This window comes from Streptomyces sp. NRRL F-4489 (assembly GCF_001509485.1).
Taxonomy (GTDB): Bacteria; Actinomycetota; Actinomycetes; order Streptomycetales; family Streptomycetaceae; genus Streptomyces.
Map to the genome: position 1 here is coordinate 133,234 of NZ_LLZI01000221.1, position 24,224 is coordinate 157,457.

Below are 24,224 nucleotides of genomic sequence, written 5' to 3' on the forward strand. Positions count from 1 at the left end.
GGAGGCTGGCGTGCAGTGGTCGGTGGTCGTCGGCTATGGCGTGGGTTACGGACTGGCCCTCAGCCTCCTGTTCACGGCGGGGGTGTTCGCCGGGGCGGCCGCCAGCCGGGACTTCCTGCTCGACGACTATCCGCCCGCGATCCAACACCGGTACGGCAAGCCCAAAAGCGCCCGCGGCCGCCGGGTCGCCACCCTCTTCGGTGTCTTCGTCTGGGGTGTCTGCGGCCTTCCGCTGATGGTCGCGGCCATGGCCGGCCTGCACGGTGCCCTGCCCGACGGCCTGTCATTCCTGCCCGCGGCGGTCTGCGCGGCCCTCGTCTTCGCCACCCTGACCGTCTGGGACCTCATCGTCCTTGACTGGCTCATCCTCGCCGGGCTGCGCCCCCGCCTGCTGGTCCTGCCCGGCACCGAAGGTATGGCCGAATACCGCGACCTGCGATTCCATCTGACCGCGGCCCTCAAAGGCAGCCCCCTTATTCTCGCCGTGGGCTTGCTCACCGGCGGAATCGCCGCCCTGATCGCCGCCCTGATTGCGTAGGCGACGTTATTGCCCCACCTCCTGCTTGCCCCACCTCCTGCTTGCCCCACCTCCTGCTTGCCCCACCTCCTGATTTCCCCGCCTCCTGCGTCGCTTCCAACACGGCAGCGCCCTGGGGCGTCCTGGGGCCTCCTGGATGAGCCGGATACCAGATATTCCCCATGCCCCCGATATCACCCCGAATCACCTCTATCGCAGAAATTATCCGCGTATAGATCTTTGTCGGGGGTATCGGACATTTAGCCCCCGTTTTCTATTGCAGTGGTGGGGTGTGGGGGCTGGAGACCCGGGGAGGGAATATGTCCGCAGAGGAGCAGCAGCACCTGATTCCGCGTCCGCGGTTCTGGCCGTCGGTGCCGGTGGCGACGGACCCGTTGTTCGAGCCGGGGATCACCGGCGGCTATGTGGGGGCGTTCAGCGTGACCCGGAGCCTCTGCGCGCCGGACGACGATCTGGAGTACCCCGGCCCGGAGGTCGATGCCCTGGCGGCCAGTCTCCGCGTCCCGCTGACGTTCTCGTTCAAGGACGCCGAGGTGTACGGCGTCCTGTACCACGACCCCGGCCGGCCGAACGGGATCGATACCAACGTGGTATCGTACCACGCCGGCCACGGCGGCACCGACGACGAAGGCGTCTACGCCGCGATCCTCTACCACCAAGGTGACTGCGGCGCCTACTCGGACCTGATGGCGATCGGTGCCCGGCGCTGCCGCTACGTCTTCTGGTCCACCTGCAACTCCACGCTCATCAAAGGCCCGTACACCCCGTGGCGCACCTGGCGGCCCGCCAACCACGGCTTCCGGATGATCTTCGGGTACGAGACCAGTTGCAGCGACGATCCGGGCTACGGGGCCGCCTTCGTCCGCAACGCGCGCTGGGGGTTCTGCTTCAGCGTGGCCTTCCTGCTGGCCGCCTGGGACGCCGACCCCGGCCAGATCCCCGTGGCCACGGCCTGCGGTGCTGAGCCGCCGGAGACCCACGAACGCCTGTGGCGGGAGAAGGTCTTCTCCGCCGAGGCGGTGGATCCGGAGGTATGGGAATGGGTGTCCCTGGAAGAGGTGGCCAGGCTTCACGAACCCAACCTGGTCTACCCGCCCACCCTCCAGATCGCGGTGCTCGATCCCGGGTTCGCCTTCCCGCCCGCGGCCCTGGCCCGGCGGTTCGCCATCGATCCCGAAACGCTGCACCTGGAGGACTCGCGCCTGGTCGCGGCCGATGGCGGGCGCCGCCTGACCATGGAGCAGAGCGGCCGCTGGTGCGTGCATCTGGCCGAACTGGCCGACCACATCGAGTACGGCGGACCGCAGCTCCCCGACGAGCAGGCCCTGGCCCTCGCCGAACAAGCCCTGCGCGAATTCGACCTGCCGCTCTCCCTCTACCGTGCGGAACGGATCGCCCACCTGTACGAAGACACCTCGCGCGTGAGCATCCCGCCCCCTTACCGGCCCGCGCACCGGGCGACGCTCGTGGAGTTCCGCCAACTCATCGAGCACCTGCCGGTGGTCACGCCCGACGCCGGCACGTTCCAGGTCATCGTCGCCGCCGATGGCACCGTGACCTCCATCGTCTCCTCCTTCCGCAGGGTGATGGGAATGTCCGACCAGCCCGTCAGCGGACCACCGCCCATCGGGCTGCCCGACCCGGAGGAAGCCCTCCAACGAGAGCTCCAACTGCTGCTGGAGCGCCTGGACTTCGACGCCGACCGGCTCGGCGCGGTCACCGTGGTCCCCGGCACCTCCGAGATCGGCTACGACATCCAGGGCAACCACGCCGTCCTGGTCGCCCAACGCCGCGTGGAACTCACCAGCAGCAACGGCGTGACGAAGCGGCACCTCCTCAAGGCGGTCCTCTACGGGTAGGCCGTGGCCCTGGAACTTCAGAGGCCGTCGTGACTGGAAGGCTTGCGCCCCCAAGCGGAGATCAACGGTGCGGTGGTAGTGTCGAGTTGACCGGTCGCGAGGTTCGCCAGATGCTCCTGGATCTCCTCGGCCGTCGCCAGTCCGGCCTCGATCAGCCGGTCGCGGATCTGCCGTACGGTCGCGGCCTCCAGCGCGCTCCCCGCCGGAGAGGTGATGGGGAAGTACGCATCGGCCTCGACCTCCGCCAGTCCCGCCGTGCGCAGCAGCCGGGGCAGCGTCCGCCCGAAGTCGAGCCGCGCGCCCCGTTCCGCGAGCAGTGCGCGGAAGCCGCGCCGGACGCGGTTGGCGAGTCGCTGCTCGGGGCCGTACTCGTCCGGGCAGGCCAGCGGCTGGAGCGCCGGATCGGCATCCTCCACCAGCAGCCACCCGCCGGGCCGCAACGCCCGCACCATCGCCCGCAACGCGGCCTCGCGCCGCGCCACATGCACCAGGACGAGCCGCGCGTGCACCAGGTCGAACGGCCCCTCCGGGGGTTCCTCGGCGCCCACATCGTGCCGCAGCACCTCGTACGGAGCGCCGGACTTCGGCATCCACGACGTATCGAGATCGGTGGCCAGCACCCGGCCCCGCGCGCCGGCCCGCGCGGCCAGCCATCCGGGCACGCTCGGGCCGCCGGCCCCCACCTCCCAGCAGTGCCAGCCGTCCGCGACCCCCAGCGCCCGCAGGCGCCGGAACGTCACCGGGTCGAACAACTCCGCCAACGCCGCGAACCGCTCCCCGGCCTCGGCCTGCCGATTGTCGAGCAGATATCCCTTGCCGCCCTCTTCGGCAGCCGCCTCGTCCGTCACCGCCCGAACATAACCCGGGCGGGCCCGGTGGGGTGTCGGGTCACGCCGCGAGGTGGCGTTCGAGTGGGGTGCGGTAGCAGGGGGTGACTCGGGTGCCGCCCAGGAACGCGGACAGGCGGGTGATCTCTTCGGCGATGGCGGTGCGGGCCTCCTGGCCGGGGTCGGTGAGCAGGTGGTGGTTGATGCGGCCGTCACGGTGGTGCGCCCAGGCACCGATGATGCGGCCGTTCCACCAGACCGTGGGGCCGATGTTGCCGTTGCGGTCGAAGAGGGACTTGGTGTGCTCGGGGTCGAGGTACCAGTCGCGGTGGCGCCAGCCCATGGGGGTCGGGTCCAGGCCGGGCAGCAGGGCCGCCGCGGGCTCGGGCGGGGCCGGCGGTGCGTCGTTGCCGAGGGCGTCGAGGTCGTCGGGCAGGAGGTAGCCGGTGCCTTCGTCGAGTTCGACCGCGTGGGCGCCGGTGGCGGCGACGGCCTTGCGGGTGTCGGTGAGGTTCCAGCCGGTCCACCACTTGAGATCGTCGAGGGTGGCGGGGCCGAACGCGGCGAGGTAGTGGCGGGCCAGCGCGGATTTCGCCTCGGCGGCGGGGATACGGGGCAGGGGCCGGGCCGGGGCCCAGCGGAACTGCGCGGAGGTCCAGGAACCCGTGGGCCGGGAGCGCCGGATGCGGCCTTCGGCGGCGAGCACGCCCAGGACGGTCGCGCTGACGCGCTGACGGGCCTCGTACGGCTTGCCGGGAGACATGACGATCTGCTGGCGCAAGTCGGCTATGTCGGCGGCGAGTTGGGATGCGGTGGCCTCGCCCCGTGCGGTCAGGGTCGTCAGGACGGCTTGTTCGGCGGCCGCGTAGCGCCGTTCGTCCCAGTCCAGGCTCTGGCGCAGTCGGGCCACGGCGTCGGCGCGGTGGCGGGGCAGGTCCCGTACGGTCGCGGCGTGGACGGCCGGGGCCAGTTGGCGGGGGACGACGAACATGGTGCGGCGCATACAGCGGATGCGCTCCAGTCCCGGGGTGCCGTCGGCGGTGTCGTAGAGGGAGCGGTCGATGGCGGCCGGGGTCGGTGCCCGCATACGGGCGGCCGCGGCGAGGAAGACGGTGGCCGGATCGGTGGCGTGCAGGCCGACGAGGGCGTGCGCCACCTCCTCGGCTCCGGCCTTGCGCAGGGAGGGCGCGAGCAGGTGGTTGCGCACGAGACGGGCGCGGCGCTGGGCGGCGGTGATGCGGGGGAGGGGGGCAGTCATCCTGTGGTGCGGTCCTTGTGTGTTCGTGGCTGACGTTCGGAACGGCGAAGCTAGCGCACGACCTTGATGCCGAAGTGGCCGCCGGACCGCTGGCCGAGGCCGAAGCCGATGGCGGAGTGCAGGTGCGCGTACATCTCCATACCGCGGGCGCATACCAGGGGGCCGAGGTCGAGGATGTCGGTCCAGCCGTAGGACGCCAGCAGGTCGGTGACCTGCTGCTTGGCGTCGGCGTGGTCGCCGGCGACGAACATGGTGTGGTCGCCGCCGCCGATGGCGCCGGGGTTGACGACGGTCGCCTGTTCCTGGGTGACGAAGGACTTGACGACCTTCACGTCGGGCAGCGCCCGCTGGATCTGTTCCCCGAGACTGTCGCTGTCGCACGGATCGAGCGTCGGCATGACGCCCCACGGGGTCGGCCAGGGGTGCTCGATCTGCGGGTCGTAGCGGAAGGGGACGGCGTAGTCGGCGAGGGTTTTGCCGGTGAGCGGGCCGGCGATGGCGGTGAGCGCGGAGACGGCGTTGCGGCCGTCGATTCCGTTGATGACCAGGTCGTCCGCCGCGTCGGCGGCCTCGCCGAAGGTGCTCAGGGTGATGCCTGGATGGTCGGCGAGCCACTGGGCGCAGGGCGGGTTGCCCATCATGTCGGGTTCGGTGCGGGCCAGGGTGGTCTGCGGATCGCGGGTGCCGACGTGGACCTCATGGCCGAGTTCGAGGAGCTTCGCGGCGTGCGCGCGGGCGCCCCCGCCCGTACCGAGAACGGCGATCTTCGCGGGGGCGGTCGTCGGGGCGTGCGTAGGACTGTTCATCAGGGCCTCCGTGGCGGCGTGGGCTTTCAGCCCGTTTCGATCGCGTTCATTCCGCTTCGTTCCGGCGGACCGTCCCCACACTAGGAGCCATTCAGGACAGCTCCTGTCCTTTGATGCCGGGCATAGTGGGTGTCATGACGAGCGAGATGACCGCCCGCATGCTGCGGCTGCTGTCCCTGTTGCAGACCCGGCGCGAGTGGTCCGGCTCCGACCTGGCGGAACGACTCTCGGTGACCGTCCGCACCGTCCGGCGTGACATCGACCGGCTCCGCGAGCTGGGCTACCCCGTTGACAGCGCCCGCGGCCACGCCGGCGGCTACCGCCTGGCCGCCGGCACCGACCTCCCGCCCCTCCTGCTGGACGACGACGAGGCCGTGGCCATCGCCGTCGCCCTGCGCACCGCCGCGGGCGGACTGACCGGCATCGAGGAGACCGCCCTGCGGGCCCTGGCCAAGCTGGAACACGTCCTTCCGCGACGTCTGCGCGGCCAGGTCACCGCCCTCCAGACCTCACTGGCCGGTATCGCCTGGGAGACCCAGGGGCCGCGCGCCGACCCGGGACTCCTGGCCACCCTCGCCGTCGCCTGCCGCGATCACGAGATCCTCACCTTCGACTACGTCGCCCGGGACGGCGCCGCCACGCCGCGCCGGGCCGAGCCGTGCCACCTCGTCGCCTCGGGTGACCTGTGGTACCTCCTCGCCCACGACACCGGCAGGAACGACTGGCGCCTCTTCCGCCTCGACCGCATCAGCGGCGTGCTGCCAACGGGCCGCCGCGTTCCGCCCCGCGAGGTGCCCGGCGGCGACCCCGCCGCGTACGTCGCCGGCCGGCTGGTCGCCGCCCCCACCCGCTACCGGGCCGTCGCCACCGTCCACGCCCCCGCCGCTCACGTACGCGCGCGAGTCCGCCGCCTGGGCAACCGACTCCAGCCGATCGACGCCGCCACCTGCCGCTTCGACGCCTCCGACGACTCCCTGACCCGCATCGCCCAGACCCTGGCCGCCCTCGACACCGACTACGACCTCGACGCCGACCCCGCCGTCCGCACCCACCTCCGCGAAACGGCCCGCCGCGCGCTGCGGGCCACGGACAGCGCGTCCGGCTAGCTCACGGGGAGAAGGCCGTTCAGAGGGGCTCCGCCCCTAATACACCGGCAGCGCCACCAACGACGTGCCGTTGAGGACGAAGAGGCGGTTGGCGTCGGCCGCGAGGGTGCGGGAGGCGGCGGTGGTGAGGGCGTAGGTCTGCGGCCGGCCCTGGCCGGAGCGGGGCATACCGCTCACGCCGGTCTCCTCGCTCTCCACGATCCAGACACCGTGGCCCTGGACGGCCGGCGGCTGCCACGGCGGGACGACGCCGGCGATCATCACCGGGTCGGCGGCCTGGGAGCCGTCGGCGTGCAGCGACCGCAGGGCCGCGCAGTCCAGCGCGTACACCACCCCGTCGGCCACCGCGGGCGGGCCCCAGCCATCGGCGCCCCGCCGGGGCGGGCGCGTCGGGTCGAGGGACCAGAGCTGGTGCCCGTCGCCGATCCGTACCGCCGCGAGGGTGCGGCCGCCGAGGTAGACGGTGTCGCGGTCGATCGCGGGCCGCAGCGCCCCGTCCGCCTGGCCCGTGCGGACCCAGGCACGGGCACCGTCCTGGGCGCGGACCGCGGCCACATCGCCCTTCTCCGTGCACAGCACCAGGTGCCCACCGCCGAGCGCCGCGGCGGGGCGGCCGCCCGACAGCGCCAGCGGCGGCTGCCGGGTCCAGCGCACCTTCCCGTCCGTGCCGACGCAGCGCAGCTGCCCGTTGGAGGTCAGCAGGTAGACGGCGCCGGCGTCGGCGGCCAGCAGGGCGGCCGCCTGCGCGTCCACGGTCCAGCGGGGGGAGCCGGTGGCGGCCACCCACGTACGCAGCGTGCCGCGGGCGTCGGCGGTGGCCACCAGCCGGCCGCCGATCGAGAGGTAGCCGGCGGACGCCTTGGCGCCGCTGACCCGCCACCGTTCCCGGCCGTCCGTGACCTCGCGGGCCGCGATACCGCCGCCGGCCGCCGCGAAGACCACCACATCGCGGACCGGCAGCGGCGCCGGCGACCCGGTGTCGGCCACGTCCTGGAGCGGGCCCCACAGCGGCGTCGGGGAGCCGTCGGCGGAGCCGAGCGGCGCGGCCCGCACCGCGGCCGCCGGCGGGATGTCGAAGGGGTCGGCCGGGGCGTCGCCGCGGGTGAGCCACCAGGCGGTGCCGCCGCCCGCGGCCAGCAGCACCCCGCCGCCGGCCGCCGCCAGCAGCCGCCGCCGGGTCACGCCGGTGGCACCGCCCGGCCCGCCCCCGGGGGAAGCCGTGACCGAACGGTCCGTCAGGCGCCGTGCCGCTGCCTCCCGTTGGCGGATCTCGTCCCCCAGCGGACCGGACTTCCACAGCCGCTCCGGCTGCCGGGGCGCCGCCGCGGCCTCGGCGACCTGACCGGGCAGCGGGCGGGCCGCCGGGTCCTTGGCGAAGCACGGCGTGACGAGGTACCGCAGGCCCTCGGGCACGCCCGCCAGATCCGGCTCGCCGTGCACGACCTCGTACAGGACGGCGGTGATCTCGGCACCCGTGTACGGGGGCCGGCCGGCCGCGGCGAAGGCCAGTACGGCGCCGAGCGAGAAGACGTCGGCGGCCGGGCCCACGCGCTGCCCCAGGACCTGTTCCGGCGCGCCGTAGCCGGGCGTGACCGGGATCTGCCCGGTGCGGGTCAGCGTCAGGCCGTGCTCGGGGCGGGCGATACCGAAGTCGATCAGGCGCGGCCCGCGCGAGGTGAGGACCACGTTGGGCGGCTTCACGTCCCGGTGGACCAGGCCGGTGGCGTGCACGTCCTGGAGCGTACGGGCCAGCGACCGCGCCAACTCCCGTACGGCCGCGTCCCCGAGCGGCCCGAAGCGCGCCACCGCCTCGTCCAGCGTCGGACCGGCGAGGAACTCCGTGGCGATCCACGGCCGGCCGCCCTCCAGCTCGGCGGCCAGCACCCGGGCCACGCCGTCGCTGGTCACCGCCCGCGCGGTGCGCGCCTCCCGCAGGAAGCGGTCCGCCAGGTGCCCGTCGTGGGCGAGTTCCGGCAGCAGCACCTTCACCGCCGCGGGCTGACCGGCGGCGTCCGCGCCGAAGTACACCTTGCCCATCCCGCCCTCACCGAGGACGCCGTGCAGGCGGTACGGGCCCAGGCGCAGCGGGTCTCCCTGGCCGAGGGGTTTCACGGGCGGTCTCGTCTCCTGTCAGAGGAAAAAAGGGGTCGGTGGTGGCGGGCGTCAGGCGAGCGGGAGGGCGAGGGTGCGCTTCTCCTGGCGGACGTAGAGCCGGCCGCCCTTGGCGTCGGCGGTCAGCACGACCGGCTGGCTGTCGTACGTCCAGACGGCCTGGTGCGCCTGGAGATCGATGGCCCGCACGCCCTTGTCGTCGGCGCAGTAGGCGTACCGCTTGCCGATCGCCGGGGCCGCGTCCCGCTTGTTCCTGCGGCCCGACAACCCCTTCTCCTGCCAGTTCAGCGTGCCGGAGAGGGCATCGACGGCGACCAGGCCCCGGTCCGCCTCGACGCAGTAGACGACCCCGTCCTGGAGGGCCGGGGCGCCATAGCGCCGCTCGTCACCGCCGCTGCCGCCCGTGTCCCGCCCGTTGCCGAAGAGCCACTCCAGCCCGCCGTCGGAGAGCCGGCGCGCGGTGAGGTTCTCCGCGCCCAGGTAGAGGTTGTGGTCGTCGGCGACCAGACGGGTCGGCGGGGCGCCCGCGAACGTCTCCGACATCGTCCACAGCTGCTTGCCGTTGGTCTTGTCGTACGCCGAGAGGCCGATGAACTTCGAGCCCTCGGACGGGCCGGCGCACACCACCACCCGCGAGCCCACCACACCGCCGAACAGGGCCGGCGGGAAGCCCTTGGTCCGCGGCTCGTCCACCGGACCGCGCCAGCGCTCCTTGCCCGTGCCCAGGTCGGCCGCGACCAGGAACCAGCGGCCCCCCGACGCGGCCCGCGCCACCAGGTACGCGACGCCGCCGGCCACGCACAGCAGCTGGTTGAACTGCTCCTTGCCGGTGAACGCGGCCAGCTCCGCCAGCGGCTTCCCCAACTGGCCGTCGGTCTGCGCGACCTCGCACACCGCCAGGGCCGCCGCGTCGTCCCGGTAGTCGCGCAGCGCGTACATCCGGGTGCCGTCGGTGGCCGAACGCCAGACATCGGCGATGTTCGCCTGCCAAGTGGACTGGCCCGACTCGGCGTTGATACCGCAGAGCACGATCCCCGCGCGCATGGCGAGGTTCCGGCCCACCGGCATCACCTCGCCGCCGGAGTCCGGGCACCACAGTCCGGCGCTCCACAGCGCGGCCGGCGGCTTCGGGCGGTCGACGGCGTCCTTCTTCTTGCCGCCGCCCCCGTTGTCGTCCGGGCCCGAGAACAGGGCCCAGCCCGCGCCACCGAGCAGGCCGCCGCCCAGCAGCGCGCCGCCGGCCACGGCCAGCAGCCGCCGCCGCGACACCCCCGCCGCCGGGGCGGCCCCGGCCCGCGGCGCCTCGGCGGGCACCGGCGGCGGCAGCCGGTGCGGCGGCTCCCGCCACACCTCGTCGCTGCGCCGGGCGATCTCCCGCAGTACGGCATCGGGCAGCAGGACCGCGAACGCGCCGCGGTCACCCGGGACGCCCGCGGCACCGCCCAGCGCGGACCCCAGTTCGGCGGTGGACGGGCGGTGCGCGGGATCCTTCGCCAGGCAGCGGGCCAGCAGCGGACGCAGCGCCTCGGGGACGCCGCCCAGTTCCGGCTCGCCGAACCGGACGCGGTACAGCAGATCGGTGGGCGCCCCGCCGCCGAACGGGCCGGTGCCGGTGGCGGCGAAGACCAGCACCCCGGCCAGCGCGAACACATCGCCCGCCGCCGCGTGTTCCAGACCCGCCGCCTGCTCCGGCGACATGAACGCCGGTGTGCCCACCGCGCTCCCGACGTTCGTCAGATGCTCGTCGCCGAACGCCCGGGCGATCCCGAAGTCGATGATCCGCGGGCCCTGCGCGGTCACCAGGATGTTGGACGGCTTCAGATCGCGGTGCACCACCTCCGAGCGGTGCAGCTGCTCCAGCCCCGCGGCGAGCGCCGCGCCCAGCGCCCGCACGGCCGGCTCCGGCAGCGGCCCGCCCGCCTCGACGGCGGTGTCCAGCGGCGGCCCGAGGACGTACTCCGTCGCCAGCCACGGCGTCGGCGCCTGCGGATCGGCATCGACAACGGCCGCCCCGTGGACGGCGCCGATCACCCGCGCCGCGTCCGCCTCCAGCCGGAAACGGGTCCGCAGCGTGGTGTCCCCGGCGAGCCGGGTGTGCAGCGTCTTGACCGCGACGGTCCCCCCGGCCGCCGAACGGCCCAGGTACACGGTGCCCATCCCGCCGCCGCCGAGGCGCGCGAGGATCCGGAACGGCCCGACGGTGTGCGGATCGTCGTGCAGAAGGGGAGAGATCATGGCCTTCAGCTCCCTTGCGTGGGGAGTGCGGCGGCGAGGACCTCCGCCGACTGACGGGACAGCGCCTCGACCACCCGGCCGGGCAGCGGCACCGGCTCGGTCGCGCCGGTCAGCGCGCCGTACGCCGCGCCCGGCACCAACTCGGCCAGCACCCTTGCCGGTTCGGGCCGCCCCTGCGGATCACGCGAGCGGCACGCGGTGACGATATCGCGCAGACCGGCCGGGATCTCCTCCCGCTCGGGCACGGTGTGCCCGGTCGCCGCGTACGCCAGCACCGCGCCCAGCGCGTAGACGTCCGCGGCCCGGTCCACCGGCCCGCCGGCCGCCAGTTCGGGAGCCAGGCACCCGGTCTCCAACACGCTCCGCCCCATGGGGACGTCCCCGGCCACCGGGTTCGCGCGGGTCGCGCCGAAGCAGCTCAGCAGCGGCCCGCAGACGGTCAGCAGCACACCCGCCGGGCACACCCCGCCGTGCACGACGCCCAGCACATGCGCCGAGGCCAGCGCTTCGGCCAGGGTGCCGCCGAGCGTCCGGACCACCGGCTCCGGCAACGGCCCGCCGTGCGCGGCCAGCACCGCCGGCAGCGGCAGAACGGGCCGGTACGGGGACGCCCACCACGGGAACGCCGGCGTCCCGCCGAGCCCGCCGACCGGCCAGAAGCCGGGCTGGGCCAGCCGCGCCGCCTGCTGCGCCTCGGCCGCCCACCGCGCCGGGTCACCGCCGGGCGGCGGCAGGCAGGCCAGTACGGTGTGCCCGCCGTCCGCACTGCGGGCCAGATAGCGGCGTTCCGGAACGCCCCGGCTGCCGTCGGCGTCCAGCCGCGCCAGCGTCACGAAGTCCCCGATCCGCGCAGGATCGTCCTGCCGCAGCCTCTCCACTCGGTGCTCTCTCCCCCGTCAGGCTCGTTACGGGCGAGAGCCTATATTCGGCCACCGCGTGACCCGGAGGCGGGGCCTCCTCCTGCCCACGCGGCGCCGCCCGCCCGCTACCGCCCGCTCGGCTACCGGGCGCCGCCGGGCGCGCCGAACCACCGCCGCAGCGGCCCGACCAGCTCCGCCTGGTCCGCGCCGGCCCACACCACATGCCCGTCCGGACGCAGCAGCACCGCCGGCGCGGCCAACTCCTCACCGTCCTCGATCTCGTCAACGACGTGGTCCACGCGGTCCGCCCACCCGTCCACGCAGAGCCGGCCGGTCCGGTCGAGCAGCAGACCGCGGCCGCCGTGCATCAGCGCGTAGAGGCGGCCGCCCTTCAGCCGCAGGTCCCGCAACCGCCGGCCGAGGAGGGGGTGGCCCTCGCCGACGTCGTACCGCACATCGACGGCGGTGATCATGCCCGTCACGTACCGGTTCACCTCCTCGAAGTCCATCAGCCTGGAGAACAGCCCGCGCAGCGCGGCCGCGCCCGGATCGGTGCCCAGCAGCGTGATCTGCGCGCGGGTGTTCTCCAGCACGGCGGCGCCCACCGGATGCCGTTCGCTGTGGTAGCTGTCCAGCAGGCCCTCCGGCGCCCAGCCGGCCACCTCGGCGGCCAGCTTCCAGCCGAGGTTGAACGCGTCCTGGACACCGAGGTTGAGGCCCTGCCCGCCGGTCGGCGGATGGATGTGCGCCGCGTCGCCGGCCAGCAGCACCCGGCCGACCCGATACCGCTCGGCCTGCCGGGTGGCGTCGCCGAACCGCGACAGCCAGCGCGGTGAGTGCACCCCGAAGTCGGTGCCCGCCACCGTCCGCAGCCGCTGCCGGAACTCCTCCAGGGTCGGCGCGGCCGCCCGGTCCTCGGCCACGCCGTCGGCGGGCACGATGACGCGGTACCGCCCCTCGCCGAGCGGCATGAGGCCGAACCGCAGGTGCGTGGCGCGGACCTCCGCGACCACGGCCTCGATCACCGCCGGATCCTCGGTCGCCGCCATATCGCCCAGCAGCGTCTCGACCCGGGCGGGTTCGCCGGGGAAACCGACCCCGAGCAGTTTGCGCACCGTGCTGCGGCCGCCGTCGCAGCCGACGAGGTAGCGCGTCCGCAGCCGCGTGCCGTCCGCCAGCTCGACGGCCACCCCGTCCGCGTCCTGGCTCAGCCCCACCACCTCGCGGCCGCGCCGGATCTCGGCGCCCAGCTCCACCGCGCGCTCGTTGAGCAGCCGCTCGGTGTCCGGCTGCGGGATGGCGACGCCGTACGGGTGCGCGGTGTCCAGCCCGTCCGGCCACGGCTTCATGACGCCGCCGAAGAGACCACCGGCCCGGAACGTCTCACTGACCGCGAGGAACCGGTCGAGCAGCCCGCGCTGGTCCATCAGCTCGACACTGCGCACGTGCAGGCCCTGCCCGCGCGACTGCTCGGTCGGCTCGGCCAGCTTCTCCAGTACGACCACCCGCACGCCGTGCAGCCGCAGTTCGCAGGCGAGCATCAGGCCGGTGGGGCCGCCGCCGACGACGATCACGTCACTTACTTCGCTTACGTTGCTCACGTCGTTCACGTCACTGCTCATGGTGCTTGTGTCACTCACGTTGCTCATCACAAGGTCCGTTCGAGGAGAGGGAGTTGGAGAGAGGGGCGTTGCCGTTGAGACGTCAGGCACCGGAGCGTCCGCCGCTGGTGAGGACGACGAGCCGCTGGGTCGCGCGGGTCATCGCCACATAGCGGTCCACCGCCCCCGCCACGCCCTCGCCGAAGGCGTCCGGGTCGACGAGGACGACCAGGTCGAATTCGAGGCCCTTCGCCAGCTCGGGGGACAGGGACCGGACGCGGGCCGTCTCCCGGAACGCCGGATCGCCGATGACGCAGGCGGTGCCCTCCGCGTGCCCGGCCAGCCAGTCATCCAGGATCGCGTCGCGCTCGGCGACCGAGCCGCGCAGGACGGGGACGCCGCTGCTGCGGATGGAGGCCGGCACGTTGGCGTCCGGGAGCGCGGCGCGGATGACCGGTGCGGCTTCCGCCATGACCTCTTCCGGCGTGCGGTAGTTGACGGTCAGCGCGGCCACCGCGACCTGGCCGAACCCGACCCGGGCCAGCCGCTCCTGCCACGATTCGGTGAAGCCGTGCCTGGCCTGGGCGCGGTCCCCGACGATGGTGAAGCTCCGGGACGGGCAGCGGAGCAGCAGCATCTGCCATTCGGCGTCGGTGAGTTCCTGCGCCTCGTCCACCACGATGTGCGCGAACGGGCCGGCCAGCCGGTCCGGGTCGGTAGCGGGCAGCGCGGTCTCGTCGATCAGCCGCTCCTGGAGGTCCTGGCCGCGCAGCATGGTCACCGCGCCTTCACCGTCGGCGTCGGCCGCGACCAGGTTGTCGATCACGTCGGCCATCCGCGCGCGCTGGGCGGCCACCGCGGCCTTGCGCCGGACGTTCCGCCGGGCCGTCTCCGGGTCGCCGAGCCGCTGCCGGGCCGCGTCCAGCAGCGGCAGGTCGGATACCGTCCATGCCTGCGCGTCCGGGCGCTGGAGCGCGCGGATCTCCTCCCGGCTGAGCCAGGGCGCACACCTCCGCAGGTACGCGGGTACGGTCCACAGATCGCCCACGAGATCGGCCGCCTCCAGCAGCGGCCAGGCGCGGTTGAGGGTGGTGACCAGCTCCTCGTCCTGCCGCAGCGACCGCCGGAAGAGGTCGGGCGGGACGTCGGCGCCGAGCTTGTCCAGCAGGATCGTGACCAGTTCGTCCCAGATCTGCTCGCGTGCCTCGTTGTGCGGAGTGCCTGGTTCCGGTGCGTCGAACGCCTCGGCCCAGTCATCGGCGTCCAGCCAGACGTCGGACCAGTCGGTGGTGACGGTCATCCCCTCGGCGGGCGGCTCCTCGTAGAAGCGGACGGCCGCCTCGATCGCCTGCGCCATCCGCGCGGACGACTTCAGACGGGCCACCTCCGGGTCGGTCTCGCGCCCCGCTCCGGCTCCCTCGGCCACGAGATCCCGCAGGGTGCAGGTCTGTACGCCCTCCTCGCCCAGGCTGGGCAGGACGTCGGCGACGTAGGACAGATAGGGCTGGTGCGGGCCGACGAACAGGACGCCGCCCCGGCGGTTGCCGAAGCGCGGGTCGGCGTAGAGCAGGTAGGCGGAGCGGTGCAGGGCGACGACGGTCTTGCCCGTACCCGGCCCGCCGTCCACGACGAGCGCGCCGCGGGACCCGGCCCGGATGATGGCGTCCTGGTCGGCCTGGATGGTCCCGAGGACGTCCCGCATCCGCGGCGACCGGCTGCTGCCCAGGCTGGCGATGAACGCCGACTGGTCGTCCAGCGCGGCATGCCCGGCGAACGCGTCCGCGGTGAACACCTCGTCCCAGTAGTCGCTGATCCGGCCGCCGGTCCAGCGGTACCTGCGGCGGCTGGCCAGGCCCATCGGGTTGGCGTGGGTGGCGCCGAAGAACGGCTCGGCCGCGGGGGAGCGCCAGTCCACCAGCAGCCGGCGGCCCGCGCTGTCGGTGAGGCCGAGGCGCCCGATGTAGACGGGCTCGGGGTGGTCCGCGCCGACCATGCGCCCCAGGCACAGGTCCAGCCCGAACCGGCGCAGGGCCCGCAGGCGGGCGGTCAGCCGGTGGATCTCGGCGTCCCGGTCCATCGCCTGGCGGCCCAGACCGCCGGGTGACCTGCGCAGCTCGTCCAGGCGGTCGGACAGCTCGGCGATCGACCGCTCAAGGCAGTCCGCGATGGCCGCGAAGTGCTGCTCGTCACCGGCGATCAGCGCCGGGTCGGCCTTGGCGGCGAGGCGGCCGGGCAGGTCGAAGGCGTGGGTGGTCAGGGAATTCACGTACATCAGCTCCGGTGGGAGGCCGCTTGCGGCCCATCGCGTCGCGGCAAGGCGTCCGGGGATCGGGAGGGGAGAAGGCCAGGGGAGGGGACGGCGAGGTGCGGATCGGTAGGGAGGAAGACGCGCCAGGCGTTTCTGGCTACGGTCGGTGATTCTGCGGCACCACCGGGGCCTTGCCGCAAGCCCCCCAGTGCGCTATATCTTGAACATGGCAAGGAGAGGATGACTCCCTTGCCTTTTTGTTGCCCGCGGCCGGTGGGGTTCCGTCTACCCTCGCGGGGCCGTCCCGGCGGCGCTTTCGTAGGCCCGGGTGAGTTCGGCGAGCACGCCGTCGGGGCGTTGCGGGCGGCCTTCGAGGTGCATGGCGCGCAGCTCGTCCATGAACCGTTCCGCCATCGCCGGACCGCCTTGGGCGAGGAGTTCGGCGCGGATCGACAGCTCGGGTGAGGTCGGCAGCCAACGGGCTCCCCAGGCGCCCAAATCCACGATCAGCGGGACGAGTTGGATCGCCGCTTCGGTGAGCCGGTACTCGATCTTCTGCCGGTGGCTCGGATCGTCGTGCCGGGTGAGCAGGCCCGCGTCCACGAGCTTCGCCAGGCGCGCGGCGAGGATGTTCGACGCGATGCCTTCCATCGAGTGGCCGAGCAGCTCGCGGTAGTGCCGGTAGCCGCCGAACATCACGTCCCGCAGGACGACCAGGCTCCACCGGTCGCCCAGCAGCTCCATGGTCAGGTTGATCGGGCAGCCCGACTTCCCGGCGGGCACCGGCAGGCGGCCGGCCGGCCGGGACAGGCGGTCGGCCGACCCAGGCAAGCCATCGGCCGGAACTGCTTGCGGAGCGTCCATGGGGCGGTAGAGTACTACCGGTTGCGAATTGCAATCAGAAGCGGCGGTCGGCCCCCAAGGAGGGTGCATGTCACAGCTGTTGAGAGTGCAGTGCTTCAATGTGTCGCGGGACGGGTTCGGGTCCGGTGAGGGGCAGAGCCTGGAACGGCCCTTCGGCCACGCGGACCCCGCCGCCCTGTTCTCCTGGGCGGGCGCCACCGCGAGCTGGGTGAACCGCACCGACCCGGGCGGCACGCGCGGCCTGGACGACTACCTGACCCGCGACCACGCCCGCGGCATGGGCGCCGAGATCATGGGCCGCAACAAGTTCGGCCCCCAGCGCGGCCCTTGGGAGAACCACGACTGGAAGGGGTGGTGGGGCGACAACCCGCCGTTCCACGCGCCGGTCTTCGTCCTCACCCACCACGAGCGCCCCTCCTTCACCCTGGGGGACACCACCTTCCACTTCCTCGACGCGACCCCGGCCGAGGCGCTGGCCCGCGCCAAGGAGGCCGCCGGCGGCCGGGATGTGCGGCTCGGCGGCGGCGTCGCCACGGTCCGCGAATTCCTCGAAGCGGATCTGGTCGACACCCTGCACATCGCGGTCGCGCCGGTCGACCTCGGCCGGGGCGAACGGCTGTGGGAAAGCCCCGACGAACTCCTCGACCGCTTCCATCTGGAGAAGGTGCCGAGCGCCAGCGGGGTCACCCACCTCCTGTTCTGGAGGCGGTGACCACCGCCGGCGCGCCGCCTCACGCGCGGCCGGCCCGCTCCTCGTACGGACTGTGCATGGTGAGGTACCGGATCTCCAGGTCGCGCTCCAGGTAGTCCATGCGCCGCTCCCAGAAATCCCGCAGGTGGGGCAGGGCGAGATGGGCGTTGAGGTCCTCCTCGCTCCGCCACGCCTCGTAGAAGACGAAGACGCCGGGGGCGTCCCGGTCCTCGTGGAAGTGGTACTCCAGGCAGCCGGGCTCCTGGCGCGTCGGTTCGACGAACGAGAGGAGGAGCTGCCGCAGCTCCTCCGCCCGCTCGGGCTTGGGACGGGCGGTGCCGACGAGGGTGAAGGGCTGGTCCATGGGGCCTCCGATGGGTGTCGTTCGATGGGCGTCGTCGAGCGCGCACAGGCACGCCGGTCGGCGCGCCTCGGCGTACGTGCCTAGGTACGGTGATCTTCGTACCTGGCGGACGCTAGCGCCCCGCAAGGTACGATGCAAGCCGTACCTAATGGTGAGACGCCTTGATGCCTGGGAGGTGAGGGTGATGCCCGACGACGAGGGGCACCCCGAGGTCGCGGAGATGGAACTGGGCAAGGTGCTCGCCGCGCTGGCCGACCCGCTGCGGCGGCGCGTCGTACGGGAGCTGGCGGCCGGACCGCACGGCGAGGCGCGTACCTGCAGTTCCTTCGCCCTGCCGGTGAGCAAGGCGACCGTCACCCATCACTTCCGCACGCTGCGCGAGGCCGGACTGGTCCGCCAGGTCGACCGGGGGAACAGCCGCATGGCCACCCTCCGCCGCGACGACATCGAGCAGCGCTTCCCGGGCCTGCTGGCCCTCCTCACGGCCGAGGAGGCCCGGGACGCCTGAGCGGGCCGCGGCCTATGCCTGCGCCTCCGGGCCCGCGATCTCCCGCACCTCCCCGCCGGCCAGCCGCAGCCACCGCTCCACGCCGATCGCGCGGAGGAACCGCTCGTCGTGGCTGACCACCACGAACGCCCCCTGGTAGGAATCGAGGGCGCTCTCCAACTGGCCGACGCTCACCAGGTCGAGGTTGTTCGTCGGCTCGTCCAGCAGCAGCAGATGCGGTGCCGGCTCCGCGCACAGCACGCAGGCCAGGGTGGCGCGCAGCCGCTCCCCGCCGGAGAGCGCGCGGACGGGCAGATGGGCACGGGCGCCGCGGAAGAGGAAGCGGGCGAGCAGGGTCAGCCGCTCGGCCTCCGGCCGCTCCGGGGCGTACGCGGCGAAGTTCTCCGCGACCGTGCGGTCCGGATCCAGCAGGTCCAGCCGCTGGGACAGGTAGGCCACGCGCCCGTCGGCCCGCTTGATCTCGCCGCTCTCCGGGACCAGATCGCCGTTGAGCAGCCGCAGCAGTGTGCTCTTCCCGGCGCCGTTGGCGCCCGTCAGCGCGATGCGCTCCGGCCCCCGGATGGTCAGATCGATGCCCCGGCCCGCGAACACCTCCTTCTCGCCGAGCCGGACGCGCAGCCGCTCGCCGAGGACGAGGGTGCGGCCGGCGGGCACGCGGGTGTCCGGCAGGTCCAGGGTGATGCGCTGTTCGTCGCGCAGTGACCGCTCGGCCTCGTCCAGGCGGGCCCTGGCCTCGCTGACCCGGCCGGCGTGTGTCTGGCCCGCCCGGCCCGCGGACTCCTGCGCGCTCCGCTTCAGACCGCCCGCGACGATCCTGGGGAGGCCGGCGTTCTTGAGGTTGCGGGCGGCGTTGCTCGCCCGGCGCTCGGCGCGCTCGCGGGCCTGCTGCAGCTCCCGCTTCTCCCGCTTCAGCTGCTGTTCGGCGGTGCGGACGTTCTTCTCGGCGGCCTCCTGCTCGGCCCGGACGGCCTCCTCGTACGCGGTGAAGTTCCCGCCGTGGAACCGCAGTTCACCGCGGTCGAGTTCGGCGATGCGGTCCATCCGGTCGAGCAGCGCGCGATCGTGGCTGACCAGCAGCAGGCAGCCGCTGAAGTCCTCCAGCGCCGCGTAGAGCGTATGCCTGGCATCGGTGTCCAGGTTGTTGGTGGGCTCGTCGAGCAGCAGCACATCGGGCCGCTTCAGCAGCTGCGCGGCGAGGCCGAGCGTGATGACCTGGCCGCCGCTGAGGGTGCCCAGGCGCCGGTCCAGGGTGACGTCGGCCAGTCCCAGGCGGTCGAGTTGGGCCCGGGTGCGGTCCTCGATGTCCCAGTCATCGCCGATGGTGGCGAAGTGCTCCTCGCTCACGTCGCCGTTCTCGACGGCGTCCAGGGCGCGGATGACGGCGGCGACGCCCAGCACCTCGGCGACGGTCAGGTCGCCGGTCAGAGGAAGGTTCTGTGGGAGGTAGCCGAGGGTGCCGGCCGCGGTGACCGAACCGGCGCCGGGCCGCAGTTCCCCGGCGATCAGCCGCAGCAGCGTGCTCTTGCCGGAGCCGTTCGGCGCGACAAGACCCGTGCGGCCGGGGCCGGCGGTGAAGGAAAGATCCTGGAAGACGGGGGTGCCGTCGGACCAGGCGAAGGAGACGTTCGAGCAGACGATGGCGGCGTCGGACATGGAGGCGACCTCGCGGGGGAGGGGGCAGGGAAGAGACACCTCTGCCCCGGCAACAGACATGGGGAAAAGTGACGGCGGCAACGACAGTGAGACCACAGCGGCGGCGCTCCTGGGCACCGGCCGGTGGCCTGTCGGGTCCGGGTCTCACCCGGAGATGTCGTCGTCCACCACCATGTCTGGGCTCCTCAGCGAACGGGTAACGTCCGCTCCAGCTTAACAGCCGCCGGTGGGCCGGTGTGCCGATGAGTGGGTGTGCCTGGCGGCGCGGGGCCGGCTCCCGGCCGGGCCGGTCAGTAGCCGCTCAGGAGGGTGCGCAGCGCGCGCAGGGCGCCCGGGCCGGCGTCGCTGTGCCAGCGTCCGGGATCGGCGGGGCGGCGCCCCCACAGCAGCAGCACCCGTACCGCCGCGTCGCTCTCGATGGTGGCCGGCCCCTCGGGCGCGGCGAACGAGACGCCGGTCCCGTGCGCGTCCGCCGTGACCACCACGTCATCGGTGCCTGGCGTGCGCAGACGGCCTTCGACCCGGCCGTCCGGGCCGAGATCCAGGCCGGCCGACCCCCGCGCCAGGAGCGGACGGCCGACCGAGCGCACGCTGTGCTCGGTCATCCATGACTCGTTCAGCGCCTGCCTGGACGTGTGGTCGTCCCCGGTCAGATCCCAGCGGTGCAGGATGAGTTCCTCGCGCATGTGCTCCGCGAAGAAGGGGGGCGTGACATGCCGCCCGGTCCACATCACATCGGTGTCCGGCGGCAGATCCTGCTCGGCCGCCGCGGTGACCTCGGTCAGCTCTTCGCAGCGGGCCAGGAACGCCGACCACAGCTCGGCGTCGGACAACGCCCGGTACGGCGCCTCGCGGTGGAAACCGCGGGTCTCCACCGGCTCGCCCTCCAGGTGGGCCCGGAGTACCCGGGCGAGTTCCTCGGCGTTGCCGGTCTGATGGATCAGGACGTCGCGGACGGTCCACGCCTCGCACCACGTACCGTCGTCGGGCCGACGCGCTTGTACCGCATGGGCGAAGGCTTCCAGCTCGGGCAGGACGTCGCGGACTCGGGCGCCGATCATGTAGGGCGGATATCCGGACACTCCCGGCCGAAAACACGGACTACCTGTCTGGCGGAACGGGAGGGGAGAGAGGGAAGGTCCGGCCGGCCGCGGCCGTCGCGTGGCCGGTCACGCCCGATGCCAGACCTCGTCCATGGCGTCCCGGATGTCCTCGGACCGCCGCACCCTGAAGACGGAGACCATCAGGCTCTCGTCGGCGAAGGGCTGGTTCAGGCCGCAGGAGGCGACGTCCACGTAGTCACTCCAGAGGAAGCGTTCGAGGTCATCCAAGGAGACCGGCGAGTTGCCTGGATCCCCGGGCGGGACTCCGATGGCGTGGAGGACCCGCACGGGGTCACCGGTGAGGTCCATACCGCCGTCCGTGCCGTCCCAACCGTCCGCCCGGACAGGCGGAACGCCTGGGACGTGGAGCAGATACTTCACGTAGCTCATGGAGAAATCCATCTCGCAGACACCGATGACGCGGGCGTCGGGATGGTCCGTGACCTGCGCGTCGAATGCGCTGTCCAGATTCCGCGTGGTGATGCCGTCCTCGCCGAACGCGGGATCGGTGATCTGCACCGCGCCACCCCAGCAGCCAACGGTCACCCGGTCCAAGTCCGCCACGGTCCGCGGACTGCCGACGTCGAGGCGGCGCATCGGCTCGCACTCCTCCACCACCCCGGCGACCGTGCTCAGCTCGCTCACGACCCGCCGGGCGCGTACCGGGTCGTGGGCCGGTGCCTGGGCGATGGTGCGGCGGTCGTAACCCGCCGGGACGGGCGGATGGACGCGCGTGATCCGGATGGCGGAGCTGTAGGGCAAGGCGGCCATGGGAGGAGGATAGGGCGGCCTGTTACCGCACCACCACGTTGCCGTCCGGCGTGCGCCGTGCGGTGGCGCCGGTGCGGAAGTAGCCGTCGCTGGTGAAGGCGCGGGCGTTGCGGTCGGGCGCGCGGTAGTAGCCTCGTACGGTGTACGGGCCGCGGGCGAGGAGTTCGCCGGGCTCCCCGTCAGGCACGTCGTTGCCGTCGGCGTCGGCAACGCGGATCTCGTCGTCGGGCGAGAGCGGCCGGCCCTGCGTGGTGAGCACGGTCTCGTCCGGATCGGCGGGCCGGGTGAGCGTGACCAGCCCCTCGGCCATCCCGAAGACCTGTTGCAGACGGCACCCCAGCTCCGGGCCGATCCGTTCGGCGGTGGCCCGGGACAACGGCGCGCCGCCGATCTGAACGAGACGGAGACTGCTCAAGTCGGCCCCGATGGTGGGCAGTTCGTCCAGCCAGCGCTGGGCCGCCGCGGGCGGCAGCGAGGTGAGGGTGACCCGCTCGCGTTCGATGAGCGGAAGGCAGTCGGCGGGTTCCGCGCTGTCGGCCAGGACGACGGTGCCGCCGGCGGAGAGGGTGCCGACGATGCCGGGGCAGCCCAAGGCGAAGGGGGACTCGGCGGGGTGCGCGGCGAGATACACGTCGTTCTCGGTGAGCGACACCGACTCGGCGGCGGCGCGCGCCTGGTAGGCGTAGTCGTTGTGGGTGCGCGGAACGAGCAGCGGCGCCGCGTCCGTACCCAGCGGCGCCTCGGCCGCACTGGCGGAGAGCAGGAAGAACGCCACCTGGTCCGCGCTCCGTGCCTGCGCCGGCACGGGCGGGGCGTCGATCGACCCCAGCGGGAAGTAGTGGCAGCCCGACGGATCGGTCGTCAGGCCGCCGAACGGGGACGACGTGCCCGGCGGCTCGTAGGTGAACACCCGCCGCAGGAACGGGCCTTGGGAGGCGATGCCCGCCGCCATCGCCATGGGGTCGAAGCCCTCGGACGCCGAGGGGCCGACGTAGCCGACGGCTTCGGTGGTCCGCACGAGGTGCGACACCTCGGGGGCGCGGTGCGGGAGCGGGCAGAACACGGGCATCGCGCCGACCCGCATCAGGGCGAAGACGGTGATGACGAGGTCGGGGACGTTGGGAAGCTGGACGATGACGCGTTGGCCGGGCCGGAGGCCGCGCAGATGGAAGCCGGCGGCCATGCGGTCCACGCGCCGGTTGAGGTTGGCGTAGGTCAGGCGGGTGCCGCCGTGCACGAGCGCGGTCCGCGGTCCGTACTCCAGGGCCCAGCCGCGCAGCAGGTTGTCCAGCGTATGGCCGCGCCAGTGCCCGGCTGCCCAGTAGCGGTCGGCGAACTCCTCTGGCCAGGGCGTGCAGCCGTCGAGCATGGGTGTCCTTCGCTTCCTTCGGTGCGTTTTGTGCCTTCGGTGCTTTCTGCGCCGGGGCCTGGACCCGGCCCGCTTCTGCGCCGGTGCCTGAACCCGTGTGCCGGTGCATGGATCCGTGACATGCCGGTGCCTGGATCCGTACGCCGGTGCCTCGATCCGGAAGCAATCCAACCTGTCCGCACCCCCCTGCGCGCAATGCCCTTTCCCGACCATGGAGCACCGACTCCCTCGGCGGAAAGTCCAACGGGCGCCGCTGACCTGGGGGGATGGCGGGTGGGTGGCGCGCCCTCGGGACGGCCGCGCTACGGGAGGACCGACCGCACCGCCTCCGGGGAGCGGCCCAGTACGGCCGTTCCGTCGTCGGCGGTGATGATCGGGCGCTGGATCAAGGCGGGGTGGGCGGCCAGCGCCTCCAGCCAGCGGGTGCGTTCGGCGGCTTCGCGGGGCCACGCCGCCAGGCCCAGTTCGGCGGCGACCGGCTCGCCGAGGCGGGTGATGTCCCAGGGCTCCAGGCCCAGGCGCCGGAGGACGGCGTCCAGCTCGTCCACGGTCGGCGGTTCCTCCAAGTAGTACCGCACCGTGTACTGGGCCTGTTCGGCGTCCAGGAGCGACAGGGCGGACTTGCACTTGGAGCAGGCGGGGTTGATCCAGATTTCCATGGGGTCGGTGCCTTTCGTTCGGTATGGGCGAAGCGGGGCCTCGCGGAGTGGCTGTGTCTATATCTGTGACTGTGCTGGGACTACGACTGGGCTGTGGCTGTCAGGGCTGGAGAAATCAGGTGAGACCGGCCAGGGCCAGGAATTCGCCGCGTGAGCGGGCGTCGTTGCGCAATGTGCCCAGCAGCGTGGAGGTGAGCGTGCTGGAGCCGGTTGCCTGGACGCCGCGCAGGGTCATACAGGTGTGTTCGGCCTCGATCACGACGCCCACGCCCTTGGGCTCCAGCTGGGTCTGGAGCCAGTCGGCGACCTGCTTGGTGAGGCGTTCCTGGACCTGCGGACGGCACGCGAAGTGCTCGACCACCCGGGCCAGTTTCGACAGGCCCAGGATGCGGCGGCCGGGCAGGTAGCCGACGTGGGCGGTGCCGACGAACGGCAGCAGATGGTGTTCGCAGACCGAGCGCACCGGGATGCTGCGGGCCAGGACCAGTTCGTCGTAGCCCTCGTCGTTGGGGAAGGTGGTCAGGTCGAACGGGCGGGGGCTGAACAGCTCGGCGTAGGCGCGGGCCATGCGCCCCGGGGTGCCTTGCAGGCTCTCGGAATCGGTGCTGATGCCGAGAGCCCTGAGGAACTCCCCGGCGGCGCGTTCGGCGGCGGCCAGGTCGATGCCGTCGGTGTCGTGCACGACGCGCAGGGCCGGCTGGGCGGGTATCGGTCTCCCCGTCTCCAGGGCGCTCACCGCGGGGCGCCGGGCGGGGTGGGAGGGCTGGGCAGTCTCGGAAGGCTGGGACATGT

Annotated in this window: 21 protein-coding genes; 5 read left to right on the plus strand and 16 right to left on the minus strand. The window is 73.0% G+C overall.

The annotated features are described in order from the left end of the window. Nucleotides 1-10 precede the first annotated feature (10 nt). The gene (locus ADL22_RS35400; RefSeq protein WP_066979460.1) at nucleotides 11-538 is read left to right on the plus strand and encodes a hypothetical protein; all 528 of its coding nucleotides are present in this window, start codon (nucleotides 11-13) and stop codon (nucleotides 536-538) included. A 299-nt stretch (nucleotides 539-837) separates the two neighbouring features. After that, nucleotides 838-2,397 (plus strand): DUF6345 domain-containing protein, encoded by a 1,560-nt coding sequence (locus ADL22_RS16755; RefSeq protein WP_066979463.1) that lies wholly within the window; start codon nucleotides 838-840, stop codon nucleotides 2,395-2,397. A gap of 17 nt (nucleotides 2,398-2,414) precedes the next feature. On the opposite strand, the gene ADL22_RS16760 is transcribed toward ADL22_RS16755, so the two are convergent. Genes ADL22_RS16760 through ADL22_RS16770 form a run of 3 tightly spaced genes read right to left on the minus strand, consistent with a single transcriptional unit; the run spans nucleotide 2,415 to nucleotide 5,288 of the window. Then, nucleotides 2,415-3,245, minus strand: coding sequence for a methyltransferase domain-containing protein (locus ADL22_RS16760; RefSeq protein WP_066979466.1), 831 nt, complete (start codon nucleotides 3,243-3,245; stop codon nucleotides 2,415-2,417). 40 nt (nucleotides 3,246-3,285) lie between these two features. After that, the gene (locus ADL22_RS16765) at nucleotides 3,286-4,482 is read right to left on the minus strand and encodes a winged helix DNA-binding domain-containing protein (RefSeq protein WP_066979469.1); all 1,197 of its coding nucleotides are present in this window, start codon (nucleotides 4,480-4,482) and stop codon (nucleotides 3,286-3,288) included. 50 nt (nucleotides 4,483-4,532) lie between these two features. Then, nucleotides 4,533-5,288 (minus strand): NADPH-dependent F420 reductase, encoded by a 756-nt coding sequence (locus tag ADL22_RS16770; RefSeq protein ID WP_066979472.1) that lies wholly within the window; start codon nucleotides 5,286-5,288, stop codon nucleotides 4,533-4,535. A gap of 134 nt (nucleotides 5,289-5,422) precedes the next feature. Between ADL22_RS16770 and ADL22_RS16775 the strand changes: the two genes are divergently transcribed. Next, the gene (locus tag ADL22_RS16775; protein ID WP_066979639.1) at nucleotides 5,423-6,394 is read left to right on the plus strand and encodes a helix-turn-helix transcriptional regulator; all 972 of its coding nucleotides are present in this window, start codon (nucleotides 5,423-5,425) and stop codon (nucleotides 6,392-6,394) included. A gap of 36 nt (nucleotides 6,395-6,430) precedes the next feature. Here the strand turns inward: ADL22_RS16775 and ADL22_RS16780 are convergent, their stop codons facing one another. From ADL22_RS16780 to ADL22_RS16805, 6 genes are all read right to left on the minus strand, one after another. Beyond that, complete coding sequence (locus tag ADL22_RS16780; RefSeq protein WP_066979474.1) at nucleotides 6,431-8,506, minus strand: protein kinase domain-containing protein; 2,076 nt, start codon at nucleotides 8,504-8,506, stop codon at nucleotides 6,431-6,433. A 51-nt stretch (nucleotides 8,507-8,557) separates the two neighbouring features. Then, nucleotides 8,558-10,741 carry a protein kinase domain-containing protein gene (locus tag ADL22_RS16785; RefSeq protein ID WP_066979477.1) on the minus strand — a complete coding sequence of 728 codons (2,184 nt, stop codon included), beginning with the start codon at nucleotides 10,739-10,741 and terminating at the stop codon, nucleotides 8,558-8,560. 5 nt (nucleotides 10,742-10,746) lie between these two features. Then, a complete protein-coding gene (locus tag ADL22_RS16790; protein WP_066979479.1) occupies nucleotides 10,747-11,619 on the minus strand; it encodes a serine/threonine protein kinase in 873 nt (290 codons plus the stop codon). A gap of 122 nt (nucleotides 11,620-11,741) precedes the next feature. Further along, nucleotides 11,742-13,223 (minus strand): rifampin monooxygenase, encoded by a 1,482-nt coding sequence (gene rox / locus ADL22_RS16795; protein ID WP_066979482.1) that lies wholly within the window; start codon nucleotides 13,221-13,223, stop codon nucleotides 11,742-11,744. A gap of 82 nt (nucleotides 13,224-13,305) precedes the next feature. Continuing rightward, nucleotides 13,306-15,474 carry an RNA polymerase recycling motor ATPase HelR gene (helR, locus tag ADL22_RS16800; protein WP_199836313.1) on the minus strand — a complete coding sequence of 723 codons (2,169 nt, stop codon included), beginning with the start codon at nucleotides 15,472-15,474 and terminating at the stop codon, nucleotides 13,306-13,308. A gap of 261 nt (nucleotides 15,475-15,735) precedes the next feature. After that, nucleotides 15,736-16,314, minus strand: a complete 579-nt coding sequence (locus tag ADL22_RS16805; protein WP_079064188.1) for a winged helix-turn-helix transcriptional regulator — start codon at nucleotides 16,312-16,314, stop codon at nucleotides 15,736-15,738. A 67-nt stretch (nucleotides 16,315-16,381) separates the two neighbouring features. Between ADL22_RS16805 and ADL22_RS16810 the strand changes: the two genes are divergently transcribed. Beyond that, nucleotides 16,382-17,026, plus strand: coding sequence for a dihydrofolate reductase family protein (locus tag ADL22_RS16810; RefSeq protein WP_066979485.1), 645 nt, complete (start codon nucleotides 16,382-16,384; stop codon nucleotides 17,024-17,026). 19 nt (nucleotides 17,027-17,045) lie between these two features. On the opposite strand, the gene ADL22_RS16815 is transcribed toward ADL22_RS16810, so the two are convergent. Beyond that, the gene (locus ADL22_RS16815; RefSeq protein WP_066979487.1) at nucleotides 17,046-17,369 is read right to left on the minus strand and encodes a putative quinol monooxygenase; all 324 of its coding nucleotides are present in this window, start codon (nucleotides 17,367-17,369) and stop codon (nucleotides 17,046-17,048) included. Between the two features lie 184 nt (nucleotides 17,370-17,553). Between ADL22_RS16815 and ADL22_RS16820 the strand changes: the two genes are divergently transcribed. Beyond that, nucleotides 17,554-17,877: an ArsR/SmtB family transcription factor gene (locus tag ADL22_RS16820; protein WP_066979490.1), complete on the plus strand. Its 324-nt coding sequence runs from the start codon at nucleotides 17,554-17,556 to the stop codon at nucleotides 17,875-17,877. A 12-nt stretch (nucleotides 17,878-17,889) separates the two neighbouring features. Here ADL22_RS16820 and abc-f read toward each other — a convergent pair whose 3' ends face one another. The 6 genes from abc-f to folE form a co-directional block, all read right to left on the minus strand. After that, entirely contained in the window at nucleotides 17,890-19,530 is a 1,641-nt protein-coding gene (gene abc-f / locus ADL22_RS16825) for a ribosomal protection-like ABC-F family protein (RefSeq protein WP_066979493.1), read from the minus strand. Nucleotides 19,531-19,820: 290 nt separating this feature from the next. After that, a complete protein-coding gene (locus ADL22_RS16830; RefSeq protein ID WP_066979496.1) occupies nucleotides 19,821-20,591 on the minus strand; it encodes a maleylpyruvate isomerase N-terminal domain-containing protein in 771 nt (256 codons plus the stop codon). A gap of 108 nt (nucleotides 20,592-20,699) precedes the next feature. Next, nucleotides 20,700-21,404 (minus strand): DUF6333 family protein, encoded by a 705-nt coding sequence (locus tag ADL22_RS16835; protein ID WP_066979499.1) that lies wholly within the window; start codon nucleotides 21,402-21,404, stop codon nucleotides 20,700-20,702. Nucleotides 21,405-21,426: 22 nt separating this feature from the next. After that, nucleotides 21,427-22,773, minus strand: coding sequence for a (2,3-dihydroxybenzoyl)adenylate synthase (locus ADL22_RS16840; RefSeq protein ID WP_066979501.1), 1,347 nt, complete (start codon nucleotides 22,771-22,773; stop codon nucleotides 21,427-21,429). A gap of 302 nt (nucleotides 22,774-23,075) precedes the next feature. Then, nucleotides 23,076-23,432 carry an arsenate reductase family protein gene (locus ADL22_RS16845; RefSeq protein ID WP_066979504.1) on the minus strand — a complete coding sequence of 119 codons (357 nt, stop codon included), beginning with the start codon at nucleotides 23,430-23,432 and terminating at the stop codon, nucleotides 23,076-23,078. Between the two features lie 115 nt (nucleotides 23,433-23,547). After that, nucleotides 23,548-24,222 (minus strand): GTP cyclohydrolase I FolE, encoded by a 675-nt coding sequence (folE, locus tag ADL22_RS16850; protein WP_079064189.1) that lies wholly within the window; start codon nucleotides 24,220-24,222, stop codon nucleotides 23,548-23,550. Nucleotides 24,223-24,224: the final 2 nt, after the last annotated feature.